The sequence below is a fragment of the Cesiribacter sp. SM1 genome, assembly GCF_020178975.1.
Taxonomy (GTDB): domain Bacteria; phylum Bacteroidota; class Bacteroidia; order Cytophagales; family Cyclobacteriaceae; genus Cesiribacter.
The window spans coordinates 64,250-76,991 of record NZ_JAHXBU010000047.1 but is presented as its reverse complement, the minus strand read 5'-3'; the positions used below and the strand labels follow the sequence as shown (position 1 = coordinate 76,991).

Genomic DNA, 12,742 nt, shown 5'->3' with positions numbered 1-12,742 from the left:
CAACAATGAAGATATACCTTTTAAGCCTGTGCTTATTTGCAAGCCTGCCCCTGTACAGCCAGCAATACCAGCTTGCCGAAAGTCGGGTGAGCTTTTTTTCCAGTGCACCCATGGAGAACATTGAAGCCATCAGCAGCAGGGCAAAAAGCCTGCTGAACACACAGACTGCCGAAATTGCTTTTGTGATCCCCATCAAAACCTTTGAGTTTGAGAAAAAGCTGATGCAGGAACATTTCAACGAGAACTATATGGAATCGCACAAGTACCCTGATGCCACCTTTAAGGGAAAACTAAGCGGTTTTAACCCGCAGCAAAAGGGAGTGCAAAAGGTAGTGGCCCGGGGCCAGATGAATATTCATGGTGTTAACCGCAATGTAGAGGCAGCGGGAACGCTTGAATATCGTGATAAGGAAATCTATCTCACGGCAGTGTTTCCGGTTAAAGTAGCCGATTACGAGGTGGAAATTCCAAGCCTGGTTTTTTATAACATAGCAGAAGAAGTAGAGGTAACTGTTAAAGCTAAATACCTGCCCTATGAAAAGAAATAGCTGGCAACAGCGCATCTTTATGCTGCTGTTTACTTTATTGTTCACCTTATCTGCTGCACACTCGCTGCAGGCACAGGACGAGCTGCTGGATGCCCTAAGGGAGCAGCAGGATCCTGCACAGCCGGAATACACCACGGCCACCTTTAAAAGCACACGCCTTATTAACGGCCACACCATTGAAACCCGCAGCCAGGGCGTGCTCGATTTCATTATTTCCCACCGCTTTGGCAGGCTTAACAGTGGCGCCTACAATCTTTTTGGCCTCGATGAAGCCAACATTCGGCTGGGCCTTGACTATGGCCTTACCAACCGATTAAATATAGGCTTTGGCCGCAGTTCTTTTGAGAGAGTGTACGATGGCTTTATAAAATACAAGCTCTTACAGCAGGGCAACGGTAAAGGCACAGCTCCACTTTCTGCCGTTCTTTTTTCCAGTGCTGCTATTGGCACCTTAAAGTCGGCCAATGAACTAAGCCTAAGCAACCGGCTTACCTACACCTGGCAGCTGCTGCTTGCCAGAAAATTCAGCGAGCGGCTTTCCCTGCAGCTGATGCCTGCAGTGGTGCACCGCAACCTTAGCCTTACGGAAGAAGACAGCAATGATATTTATGCCCTGGGTGCCGGCGGACGCTATAAGCTAAACAAGCGGCTGGCACTTAACTTTGAGTACTACTACCGCTTTAACGAACCGCTCCTGCAGCCCAACTACAACGCACTTGCAATTGGCCTAGATATTGAAACCGGCGGGCATGTGTTTCAGCTCCACCTTACCAATGCCCGGGCCATGCAGGAGCGGGGCTTTATTACCCAAACCACCGGCAACTTCTTCGATGGTGATATTCACTTTGGCTTTAATGTTTCCCGGGTATTCCAGCTCCGTAGTAATAATCAGGTCACCCCTTAAGGGTTTTGAGATTAGCATGTTTTGCCAGAATCACTTCATCCCTTCAGGCTTAATCATAATCAACAGCATTTCGGCTACTGATAAGTGCAGAAAACAGATGATATATTAGTGTACATTAATCTCAGCCCGCACTGTTATGTTTGGCCAGACAAAATGCTTATGAGGCACTGGTTTACACTTTTTGCAGGGGCTGGTGGGGCTGGTGCTGGTACAGGTTTTTAGGAATAAGAACTGTAAACTGTGTGCCTTTGCCAGGCTCACTCTCCACATAGATTTCTGTTCCTGTTTTTTCTGCCAGAGCTTTTACAATTGCCATGCCTAAGCCAGTAGAGCTTTCACCCGCAGTTGGCTTGGCACTTAAGCGCTGAAATTTCTTAAACAGCTTAGGCTGGTCGTCCCGGCTAATGCCCGGCCCCTCATCCCGAATGCTAATCCTTATTCCTTCGGGGCTTTCCTTCTGGCTGATGAAAAGGTCTTTTCCCGCCTTGCTGAACTTTAGCGCATTTGACAACAGGTTGTCTAAAATCCGTGTTAAGGCATCTTCGTCTATTTTAAGCGCTACGGGCACAGCTAATGGCTGGTATTCTATGCGGATATTTTTTGCTTTTGCCTGCTGCCGGTAACCAACCAGCAGCACATCAAGCCAGTCTGGCAACACAATAGGCGTATGGCTAAGCTCCTCGCTTATTTGCTGTGCCTGGTTAAGTGTGAGCAGGTCCTCTATCAGCCTGCCACCATCATTTGCCACCTTCTCTATCAGCTGTAAATAAGTGGCCTGATCTGTGTTTAAGGGCCCACTGATTCTCACCAATTGCGCCAGGGCATGTGCCCGGTTCAGGGGCGATTTAAGGTCATGGGCTACAATGCTCATCAGGCCATCTTTTTCCCGGTCCAGTTCGGCCAGTTTCTCGTTAGTAGCCTGCAGTTCTTCGTTCTGCATCAAGATCTGCTCTTTCTGCTGGGCAAGCAACTGGTTGCTACGCTTTCTGGCTATACTGCTTTTCAGGAGCAGCATCAGTAAGAGCAGGGCTACTATCAGGCCTCCACCAATTACCAGTATGAGCAGCAATTGCTTGTGCGATCTGGCCTGCTGCAATTCCTTTTCATTTCGCAGCCTTACATTTTCAATTTCTTTTTTCTGCAGCTCAAAAGAGTAACGCATGCCCTCAAGCTGACGAATGTTGTCGGTATTGAGTATGCTATCGCTGTACTGCTGGAACAGTTCCTGGTATTTAAAAGCCTGCTCAAAGTGCTGTTCATGCTTATAGGCCAATGCCAGTGTTTTGGCTGTCTGGCTTATGAGCTGTTTACTATTTAGCTTACGGGCTATGTCCATGCCTTCGTTTGCGTGGCTAATGGCCTGCGGGTAGTTTTCCTGCTTAAGGTAAACATCTGCTATGCCCGACAGGCAGAAACCCATCCCTTCCTTACTACCAATTCTATCGTAAATTTTATTTGCCTCCTGAATGTACACCAGCGCCTCGTTCAGCTTGTTCTGGCCCAGCTTCAGCAAGCCAATGCTTTTCTTGCAAAATGCTATTCCTTCCAGGCTCTCCTGTTTTTCGCTAAGTGCAAGCGACTTGTAAAAATACTGCAGTGCCAGGGAATCCTGCTTCAGGCTGGTGTAGGCAACACCCATATTGCCCAGGGCAATGCCTTTGCCAACTTCATCCCCTAAGGATTCATACAACTTCAGGCTGTTTTGAAAATGAATCAGCGCCAGAGTATCCTGTGCCAGTTCCAGGTAAATAAGCCCTAGGTTATTTTCGGCATATTTGTAATGAGGGGTCGCCAGCTGAAAATAGCGCAGGGCATCAGCCAGGTTGCCCTCGCTCCAGCACAGGAGTCCGTACTGATTTTGCACCTGTGCAATGCCTTTGCTATTATTCAGGGCCTTAAAGCCCTCCAGTGCCTGCTGATTGTATGAGCGGGCAATTGCATAATCGCCACGCATGTAGTACCAGTAGCCCAGCCCAGCCCTGGATGATGAAATTCCCTCCGGGTCTTTGAGTGCCATATAAAGTTCCAGGGCCTGCTCGAACAAAATGCGCACAGAATCACTGCTTTCCATCATCACGTACAGGTCGGCCTTTAACTGGTAAGCATCGGCAATTCCTTTTTTATACTGATGATGTTCTGATAAGCGGAGGGCTTTGTTTACATGCTGAATTGCCTTACGCTGGTCGTAAACACTAACTTTATCTGCATCTTTCAGGTGCTGATGTATAGTCGCGGAATCTTCCGGGGATAGTGGCGGATGTGCAGCAGTGGCTCCCTTAGGCAGGCTGGCACTGTTTGCCAAAGCAGCGGCACTGGCCATAAAAAGCAGGAGGAAAATCACCCATCTGTATATTCTAATCTCTCTGCCGGCACTCATGGGTCTGATTTTAACATACATCATTGATCAGGTAAAGAGATCATCCAGCTGATGATTTAGTTATCCTGCATAAAATCCTTCAAAAATAACACAGTATCTCATAATTATTTTACCATAAGCTGGTTCTTTCATACATATGAGCAATACAGCTTATGTTACTTGTGTATGTAAAAGCTTGCCTTTCAGATGTAAAAAAGCTGCAGTTACAAAAGAATATCAAGGCTTGTTCCACTTTACGGAGACAGGCCTCCAGCTGCTGTACCCTCTAAATATCAATGGATTAACAAACAACTACATAGAGCTGCAGTTATCTGAATGTGGCCTGCAAAGTATGCAACAGAAATAACTGGCATAGAAAGAGCAACAAATGGATTGATTATCAATTATTAAATAGAGTGGCTTCCTGCCTGCGGAGAATGCTCCGCAGGAAGGAGCCTTTATTCTGCTGCTGATGCAGCCTTTTTAAGCCATTGCTAACACCCGAGAAGTAGTGCTTGCATACAGGATTTAAAAACTATTATCCCCTTCTGCAAGCCAAAACGGGTAAGCTTAGATGCTAAGGCTACGGCTGGTAGCGGGAATGTGGGTAAACCTTTACACTACCCTGCCAATGGCTACGATAATATATTTTTTTAACCCAAAACACAAATTTTATGAGTGTAGTAAAAGTAATTGAAGTAATTGCAACATCAGAAAAAAGCTTTGATGACGCTGTGAGGAATGCCTTACAGGAAGCATCTAAATCTGTGAAGAACATTTCTTCTGTATATGTGAAGGAAATGAAAGCTGATGTAAAGGATAATAATATTGTTTCCTATGGTGTGAATGCCAAAGTGTCGTTCACGGTGGACAAGCTGAACGGTTAATCCTGAATAGCCTTATGAAGATGAAGCCAGCCCTGCGAAGGACTGGCTTCATTTGCTTTATATGGTGCTTATGCCACAGCAAGAGAAAGTATGGAAAAGTAAAAAGGCCAGCGCTTAGAGCCGGCCCTTTTACCTTATTCAGGATTTTACTTTTCAACGCTGGCCATGTGCACAACCAGGTCTACAGTTTTATTGGAGTATCCCCACTCATTATCGTACCAGGCAACCAGCTTCATGAATTTGTTATTGAGCTCTATACCGGCGGTAGCATCGAAAATACAGGTTCTGGCGTCTCCCACAAAGTCATTGGAAACCACTGCATCTTCGGTATAGCCCATGATACCTTTCAGCGAGGTTTCTGATGCCTCTTTCATTTTCTGGCATACTTCCTCGTAACTGGCAGGATTCTGTAGCCTAACCGTTAAATCTACCACAGATACATCAGGGGTAGGCACTCTAAAGGCCATGCCTGTAAGTTTGCCATCGAGCTCAGGAATTACCTTACCTACTGCTTTTGCAGCACCGGTAGAGGAAGGTATAACGTTCTGACCGGCACCGCGGCCACCGCGCCAGTCTTTGGCAGAAGGACCATCAACCGTTTTTTGCGTTGCTGTAGTGGCGTGTACGGTTGTCATGAGAGCTTCTTCAATGCCCCAGTTATCGTGAATAACTTTTGCCAGCGGAGCCAGGCAGTTGGTGGTGCAGGAAGCATTCGATACCACATCCAGGCTGCTGTTGTAAGTTTTTTCGTTTACACCCATTACAAACATAGGTGTACTATCTTTAGAAGGTGCCGAAAGCACTACTTTTCTGGCACCTGCTTTCAGGTGACCCTGGGCCAGTTCCTTAGTCAGGAAAATCCCGGTAGATTCTACAATATATTCAGCGCCAACCTCTCCCCATTTCAGGTTTGAAGGATCTTTCTCGGCAGTAACACGGATTTTCCTGCCATTTACGATCAGGGCGCCGTCCTCTACTTTTACTTCGCCTTTGAACAAGCCATGTGTAGAATCATATTTGAGCATGTAAGCCATGTAGTCTACATCCATCAGGTCGTTGATGGCCACTACCTCTACATTGTCTCTTTCTTCGGCAGCCCTGAAAACCAGGCGGCCAATTCTACCAAAACCGTTAATTCCAACTTTAATTTTTGACATAACAACTAATGTTTATTAATAATGAAGGCCCTGCCTTGTGTTTCAGGATCTCGCGTGGCGAAAATGGTATTTTTTTCAATCCTGTAAGCCACCATGTCAGATTTAAATCTATAATGGCCCCAATTTATTTCCCATTATGTTAGTTCTGGCTGCAACTACAGGCAAAACACCAGCCACTACTGTGCTCTGAAAAGCGCTGCTGCATAGTTAGCCGCACTTTTCTGAATAAAATATGATATCTGTCATTGAGCAGGCTTCTTTAACTCATATTCTAACAGATTACCTGCACCCTAACAGGTACTCAAAGCCAAATACGCACTTTGTGCCGGAACAGGCACAGACAGCCACTTTAACAACACATGCCGATTGGCAAAGCATAGGGCAGGCATCCATGCGTGCAACCAGCGGAGCTGTGCAGTGCTGCAGACCTTCATTAAGGGCAGCTGGCAGACCCATGGGCGGCAGGTTAATAACCCTTAGCCTGGTATCGGTACAGGTCTTTAAAATATCAGCTGTTGCATAGGTAGAACCGTCGTTTACCAGCACTACGCTAAACTCCTGCAAAGTATGCTGCCATAGACTATCCAGGACTCTCCTGATGGTAGCCATGCTGTTTCTTACAGGCAGCAGTACCGGCACCTTTTCCAGTGCACTGTAAGTTGTGCTGCAGCATTGTGATGAACAGTTTTTAGACTTCAGAAATGTGCAGGCTTTCATAAACTGCATCTACGCCTTCTTCATTCTCGGCAAGTACCAGCAGGGTATCTCTTGGCTCCAGCACAGTAGAGCCATTGGGTGTAATAAAAACCCCGTTTCTTTTGATCATGGCAATAATGGCAGTTTTGGGAAAACCCAGTTCCACAATTTGCTTGCCTACCACCTCATTATCGGCAGGAATTATAATTTCTGTTAGCTCTGATTTTACATTATCTGAAAGCTCCATATCCAAAGGCGTTCTTCTTTTTAATTTTTCAGGTACTGCAACGTGCAGCCATTTTGCCATCAGGGGCAGTGTAGTGCCCTGCAGTAGTACAGAGGTTACTGATATAAAAAATACAATGTTGAAGATCATATTAGCCTTTTCCACCCCGGCTATCAGGGGATAAGTTGCAAATACAATAGGAACCGCGCCCCTTAAGCCCACCCAGGATATAAACAGCTTTTCCCTGTGCTTAAGCCTGAAAAACACCAGCGACACATACACACTGATGGGACGTGCAACCAGGATCATAAAGAGGGAGATGAGCAGACCAATACCTATTACGGGCAGGATCTGGCTGGGAAAAACAAGAAGCCCCAGGGTAAGGAAGAGTACGATCTGCATCAGCCAGGCAATACCGTCAAAAAAGCGCATGATCGTTTTTTTATGAATGATATCATGATTGCCAATGTAGACTGCAGCCAGGTAAATGGCCAGAAAGCCGTTGCCGCCAATAGAATCGGTAAAGGAGAAGGTAAAGCCCATCAGGGAAATTACCAGCACAGAGTAAAGCCCCTCAAAACCAAGCCTTATTCTGTTAATGAGCAGCACACTGAGCTTACCCATACCAAAGCCTATCGCTACACCAAAAAGAATCTGTTTGATAAAAAACGGAATAACAGATAAAAAGCTTTGGTTCTGGTCGATTACCAGTGAGGTTAAGGTAAGGGTAAGAAAGTAGGCCATGGGGTCGTTACTGCCACTCTCCAGTTCCAGGGTTGGGCGCAGGTTCTTTTTTAAGCCAACACTTTTTGCCCTTAAAATAGAGAATACGGCTGCTGCATCGGTAGATGAAACAATGGCTCCCAAAAGCAGTCCCTCCAGCAAAGTAAAATTGGTAACCTGCCAGACGAAGGCCCCCACACTGGCGGTAGTAAGTAAAACACCAACTGTAGAAAGCAGCAAGCCCCTGCTTAGTACAGGTTTTATATAGTCCCATTTGGTATCCAGGCCACCTGAAAACAGAATAAAGTTTAAGGCAACCACCCCGATAAACTGGGCTGTTACCATATTATCAAAATATATCTTGCCTATTCCCTCAGAGCCGGCCAGCATACCCACCACCAGGAAGAAGATGAGCGTAGGCACGCCAAAGCGATAGGAAGTTTTACCTGCCAGTATACTGATAAAAAGAAGAACAGAACCAATAAGCAGAATATTCTCAGTTGTTAAATTCATGTTTGAGGGACTATAGAATGGCAAGTTATTAACCAGTGAAACGCCCGCAAAGGTTTAACCGAAACATTGCCTAACAGCTGCAAAAAAGTTTCATGCCGGCTCGGCACAAACAAACTACCTCTCTCCATCAATAAACCTCTGTAACTGGCACAATAACAAAGAAAGCAGGCATCAGACACAGCCTAAATGAAATCCCTCCCGGCGATAATTTAAAAAACTGCTCCCGAAAAAATTCAACCAGGCCCATAAACTATCACTGGGAGAGCTTGTTGATTTTACGCTCATATCGTAATATTGCGATATAGCAATAAAGCTTTGCTGCTAGCGCTAGTATCTGTTACACTGGCAGCAGAACTGTACGCTTTCGTTCTGGAGGGCTTTCCTTTATTGAGTTGCTGTTAAGCCAGCTGAACCTAACACCATGCTAAAACCCATAACCACCACTGCCTTTTCCGATAAGCCCAGGAAGCTTTCGTTTCTGGACCGCTATCTTACGCTCTGGATATTTCTGGCCATGGTACTGGGCATTGCCCTTGGCTACCTGTTTCCCGGAACAGAAGGCATCATTAATAACTTTCAGGTAAATAACACCAATATACCCATTGCCATTGGGCTGATCCTGATGATGTACCCGCCCCTGGCTAAGGTAAATTATGCCCAGATGCCAAAAGTATTCCGCAATTTCAGGATTATTGGCCTGTCGCTGCTGATGAACTGGATTATTGGCCCTGTGCTGATGTTCTTCCTGGCCATTGCCTTTCTTCGCGATTATCCTGAATACATGGTAGGTGTGATTATGATTGGCCTGGCCCGCTGCATTGCCATGGTGCTGGTCTGGAATGACCTGGCCAAAGGCGATACTGAATATGGCGCAGGCCTGGTAGCCTTTAACAGCATCTTCCAGGTACTTACCTATAGCTTTTTTGCTTATATCTTCATTACCGTGCTGCCTCCTTACTTTGGCATAGAGGGGCATGTGGTTAATATCAGCATGGGTGCAATAGCCCAAAGTGTGCTGATTTACCTGGGTATTCCTTTCGCAGCCGGTTTCCTTTCCCGCCTGCTGCTGGTTACTAAATATGGAGAAACCTGGTATAAGGAGAAATTCATTCCGGCCATCAGCCCCATTACCCTGGTAGCCCTGCTGTTTACCATTCTGGTGATGTTCAGCCTGAAAGGCAAGCTGATCGTTAATATTCCGATGGATGTGGTCCGCATTGCCATTCCTTTAGTAATTTACTTTGTGCTTATGTTCCTGGTGACGTTCTTTGCCGGCAAGGCCAGCGGAGCCGACTATTCTAAAAACGCTGCTGTATCGTTTACAGCAGCCGGTAACAACTTTGAGCTCGCCATAGCTGTGGCCATAGGCGTATTCGGCCTTAACTCCGGACAAGCCTTTGCTGGCGTAGTAGGCCCGCTGGTAGAAGTACCGGTACTAATACTCCTGGTGAGGGTGGCTTTCTGGCTCAGGCGAAAGCTGTATAATGATAGAATAACGCCCAAAGCATCTTACCCAGAGGCAAAAAGTGCCTGATTCTTCGCCTGTAATTTCTCAACCAGACTTTACTGATACCCTTTATATGAAACTATATCCGCAACTGAACGCATACGCGCAGGAACTGGAACAGGAGTTTGGACAGATACCGGAAGAAAGAAAGCAGGTATTGGCAAAACTTGCTGACTATACCCGCAGCAAGCTGGCTGAAGGCAAACCGGCACAATTCAACTTTATCTGCACCCACAACTCACGCAGGAGCCATCTTTCCCAAATCTGGGCACAAACTGCAGCTGCTTATTATGATGTTGAAGGTGTAAGGTGCTATTCGGGCGGCACCGAAGCAACTGCTTTTAACCCAAGAGCTGTAAGGGCAGCAGAAGCAGCAGGCTTTAGCATTGAAATCCTTGAGCAGGGAGATAATCCGCTCTACGCAGTAAAGTTTGCCGAAGGAGCAGCGCTGGTAAAAGCCTGGTCGAAAAGGTTTGACGATAAAGCCAATTCAGCTTATGAAGTTTGTGCGGTAATGACCTGCTCTGATGCAGATCAGAATTGCCCCTTTATTCCTGGTGCTGAACTACGCCTGCCGGTAACTTATGATGACCCCAAAAACTTCGATGGCACTCCCCAGGAGGCCCGGAAGTACAGCGAAAGGCTAGGGCAAATAGGCAGGGAAATGCTATACGCTTTTTCACTGGTTTAAATTACTGTAAAGCTGCAGCACCCCTATCATAAGAAAGTCCTCCAATGCGATTAGCAGGAGGCCTATGTATTTTTTTGAATATCAGCAAAACAGCTTAACAGCAGTCATTTTTAGGAACAAGCCTGGCAAAGAAAGCAGCAAAAGCGCTACGGGCATCATTCCAGGCCTCCTCATCAATACAGTAATTTACCCTGGGACCTTCTATTTCGCCTTTGATCAAGCCTACCTGTTTTAACTCCCGCAGATGCTGGGTGATGGTAGATTGAGAAAGTGGCAATTCTTCTACCAGGTCGTTGCAGATACAGGTTTTATTGTTGAGCAGGTACTCCAGTATTGCCACCCTTGCAGGATGACCAATTGCTTTGGCAACGGTGGCCATGTTATTAATTCGCTCGTCAAATAAGTCTGACTTCGTTACACCCATCTATAAATCGCTTTACCGTAATAATACATGATAACGATGAAATTTGCTCTATTTGGTTCTATAAAAGTAACCCCATCATCCTGCGGTGGTACACCGTAGCCGTGCCTTTCATTTTCCGGTCAAGGATTAAACCCAGGTGGGCACTACCAAAAAAGGCCTATGGATTATCACCGGGGCTATTACTGCAGGACGTCTCATAGGGGTGCTGGCAGAGATTACTGATGCCAGGATCATGATTCTCATCTTTTTTATTGCCGGCAGTACTGTTATGTACGTACTAAAAGAAAAGCTGCCCCAGGCACGGAAAAACAACTTCCGGGCTTTTGCCGTAGAACTTTCTCTTTATACAGCACTGCTGCTTTGACTTTTATTACTTATTAGCCAATGGTGCCATTGTAGATATCTCATATGAACTACCTCTATCTGGTTGTAGGCTTCGTACTGATTACGCTCATTCTTCGGGACATTGTTCTTACAGCTCTTTCTTTACAAGGAGGGGGCATGGTTACAAATTTTATCTCCAGCAGGTTCTGGAAACTCCTGTTGAAGATCTCAGAAGTACTAAACAACAAGAAACTCCTTAATCATGCTGGCTATCTCATACTGCTGGTCGTTTTACTGGTGTGGGTTATTGCACTGTGGCTTGGCTTTTTCCTGATCTTTCTTTTTGGTGCCGATGCTGTTGTAACCAGCAGCACACATGCGCCGGTACAGGGTTTTAAGCTCTTTTATTTTGTTGGCTACACCCTTTCTACGCTTGGTAGCGGTGAATATATTCCTGCCTCAGATGTATGGCGGCTGCTGGCTAACATTGTGTCATTTACAGGCCTTATTTTCATTACGGTTTCCATCACCTACTTTGTCCCTATATTATCGGCGGTGATCCTACAGGAAGGTATAGGTGTGTTTATTAACAGCCTTGGCAAAAGTCCTGAAGATATTATCATCAATGGCTGGAATGGCAAGAACTTTGACCGCCTGCTTAACAGGTTATCAAACGTTTATCAAAAACTTATTCAGCACACACAGAATTACCAAGCCTATCCGGTAGTCTTCTACTTTAGAGCAGGAGATGCCAACCGCTCGATTGTTGTTAACCTGGCAAAGCTAAATGAAGCCTTAGGCCTCCTAAAACATGTAGTAAAGCAGGAGTTTAGTCCTGATGATAAAGAGCTACTTACACTGGAAGACACCCTGGACTTTTACACCAGGATTGCCAGTAACTATAACCTGCTGGAGCAACACCCACTACCAGAGTCTGACTTGCAAAAGCTCAGGAATTCCGGAATTCCTATAGACACTGAAAAAGCAAAGCTGTTCTTTGAATCTGACCAGGAGTTTGTAAACCGGAGAAAGGTCTTTGCCAATATTCTGCTAGGCAGTGGCTGGAGCTGGCAGGAAGTGTATTGCACCCAGGAGAGAAACTAAACGAAACTACTCATCTCTTTCTACAACTCGTGAAATGAGTTTATTACTGCGTCCCGCTATACTTGATTGCTATGGTTTGCGCATGACCAAGTGCTGTAACAGCCACAGGACTAAATGCAGTGTGCCGGAACTTGTGTAATAGCCAGCACTACACAGCCAATGTACATCGCTTCATAATTCCACACATAAAAAGCATAATCTTGTACAGCCTTAAGCCCTTCAGAAGGGGCTTTCCCTAAACACTGCGCAGATGAAGATGTTAGTAGTGTAGTAAATTTTTAAACCTAAAATTTTTTAACATGGCTCACGATAGAGAATTGCTTCAAAAGTTGGCCCAGTGTGCAGCCGCTTGCGATATGTGTGCAGATGCCTGCCTCGACGAAGACGATATCAAGATGATGGTAAAGTGCATTCGCCTGGATAGAGACTGTGCTAAAATATGTATGCTGGCGCACAGCTATGTAGCCTCTCACTCTGCTTATTCCGGTACTATTCTGCAACAATGCGCAGAGATCTGCCGTGCCTGTGGTGAGGAGTGCGACAAGCACCAGTCTGATCACTGTAAAGAATGCGCAAGGGCATGCTTTGAGTGTGAGCAGGTTTGCCGCAGCTATGCCGGTGTAGGCGCTTAAGCTTTCTAAGCTCCAAACCAAAAGCACTGGCTCCAATGGGGTTGGTGCTT

General features: G+C 45.9%; 13 protein-coding genes. 8 read left to right on the top strand and 5 right to left on the bottom strand.

Features of this window, described 5'->3' with window-relative positions; translation table 11 throughout:
- Positions 1-5 precede the first annotated feature (5 nt).
- Entirely contained in the window at positions 6-548 is a 543-nt protein-coding gene (locus tag KWJ01_RS11700; RefSeq protein ID WP_224996629.1) for a YceI family protein, read from the top strand.
- Positions 535-1,452 carry a DUF5777 family beta-barrel protein gene (locus tag KWJ01_RS11695; RefSeq protein ID WP_224996628.1) on the top strand — a complete coding sequence of 306 codons (918 nt, stop codon included), beginning with the start codon at positions 535-537 and terminating at the stop codon, positions 1,450-1,452. The genes KWJ01_RS11700 and KWJ01_RS11695 overlap by 14 nt, the downstream gene beginning before the upstream one ends.
- A gap of 172 nt (positions 1,453-1,624) precedes the next feature.
- On the opposite strand, the gene KWJ01_RS11690 is transcribed toward KWJ01_RS11695, so the two are convergent.
- Positions 1,625-3,829, bottom strand: a complete 2,205-nt coding sequence (locus tag KWJ01_RS11690; protein ID WP_224996627.1) for a tetratricopeptide repeat-containing sensor histidine kinase — start codon at positions 3,827-3,829, stop codon at positions 1,625-1,627.
- 653 nt (positions 3,830-4,482) lie between these two features.
- Here KWJ01_RS11690 and KWJ01_RS11685 point away from each other — a divergent pair.
- Positions 4,483-4,695: a dodecin family protein gene (locus KWJ01_RS11685; protein ID WP_224996626.1), complete on the top strand. Its 213-nt coding sequence runs from the start codon at positions 4,483-4,485 to the stop codon at positions 4,693-4,695.
- Positions 4,696-4,841: 146 nt separating this feature from the next.
- On the opposite strand, the gene gap is transcribed toward KWJ01_RS11685, so the two are convergent.
- From gap to KWJ01_RS11670, 3 genes are all read right to left on the bottom strand, one after another.
- Positions 4,842-5,852, bottom strand: coding sequence for a type I glyceraldehyde-3-phosphate dehydrogenase (gene gap, locus KWJ01_RS11680; RefSeq protein ID WP_224996625.1), 1,011 nt, complete (start codon positions 5,850-5,852; stop codon positions 4,842-4,844).
- A 279-nt stretch (positions 5,853-6,131) separates the two neighbouring features.
- On the bottom strand, positions 6,132-6,569 hold the full coding sequence (locus tag KWJ01_RS11675) for a glycosyltransferase family A protein (protein WP_224996624.1): 438 nt from the start codon (positions 6,567-6,569) through the stop codon (positions 6,132-6,134).
- Entirely contained in the window at positions 6,541-8,010 is a 1,470-nt protein-coding gene (locus KWJ01_RS11670) for a potassium/proton antiporter (protein WP_224996623.1), read from the bottom strand. Before KWJ01_RS11670 ends, KWJ01_RS11675 begins: the two co-directional genes overlap by 29 nt.
- Before the next feature lie 421 nt (positions 8,011-8,431).
- Between KWJ01_RS11670 and arsB the strand changes: the two genes are divergently transcribed.
- Both arsB and KWJ01_RS11660 read left to right on the top strand, forming a co-directional pair.
- Positions 8,432-9,544 (top strand): ACR3 family arsenite efflux transporter, encoded by a 1,113-nt coding sequence (arsB, locus tag KWJ01_RS11665; RefSeq protein ID WP_224996622.1) that lies wholly within the window; start codon positions 8,432-8,434, stop codon positions 9,542-9,544.
- Positions 9,545-9,590: 46 nt separating this feature from the next.
- Positions 9,591-10,208 (top strand): protein-tyrosine-phosphatase, encoded by a 618-nt coding sequence (locus KWJ01_RS11660; RefSeq protein ID WP_224996621.1) that lies wholly within the window; start codon positions 9,591-9,593, stop codon positions 10,206-10,208.
- 94 nt (positions 10,209-10,302) lie between these two features.
- Here KWJ01_RS11660 and KWJ01_RS11655 read toward each other — a convergent pair whose 3' ends face one another.
- Positions 10,303-10,632 carry a helix-turn-helix transcriptional regulator gene (locus KWJ01_RS11655; protein ID WP_224996620.1) on the bottom strand — a complete coding sequence of 110 codons (330 nt, stop codon included), beginning with the start codon at positions 10,630-10,632 and terminating at the stop codon, positions 10,303-10,305.
- Between the two features lie 136 nt (positions 10,633-10,768).
- On the opposite strand from KWJ01_RS11655, the gene KWJ01_RS11650 reads away from it, so the two are divergent.
- The 3 genes from KWJ01_RS11650 (at position 10,769) to KWJ01_RS11640 (ending at position 12,692) form a co-directional block, all read left to right on the top strand.
- Positions 10,769-10,996: a hypothetical protein gene (locus KWJ01_RS11650; RefSeq protein WP_224996619.1), complete on the top strand. Its 228-nt coding sequence runs from the start codon at positions 10,769-10,771 to the stop codon at positions 10,994-10,996.
- Between the two features lie 44 nt (positions 10,997-11,040).
- A complete protein-coding gene (locus KWJ01_RS11645) occupies positions 11,041-12,060 on the top strand; it encodes a potassium channel family protein (RefSeq protein ID WP_224996618.1) in 1,020 nt (339 codons plus the stop codon).
- A 299-nt stretch (positions 12,061-12,359) separates the two neighbouring features.
- The gene (locus tag KWJ01_RS11640) at positions 12,360-12,692 is read left to right on the top strand and encodes a four-helix bundle copper-binding protein (RefSeq protein WP_224996617.1); all 333 of its coding nucleotides are present in this window, start codon (positions 12,360-12,362) and stop codon (positions 12,690-12,692) included.
- Positions 12,693-12,742 lie beyond the last annotated feature (50 nt).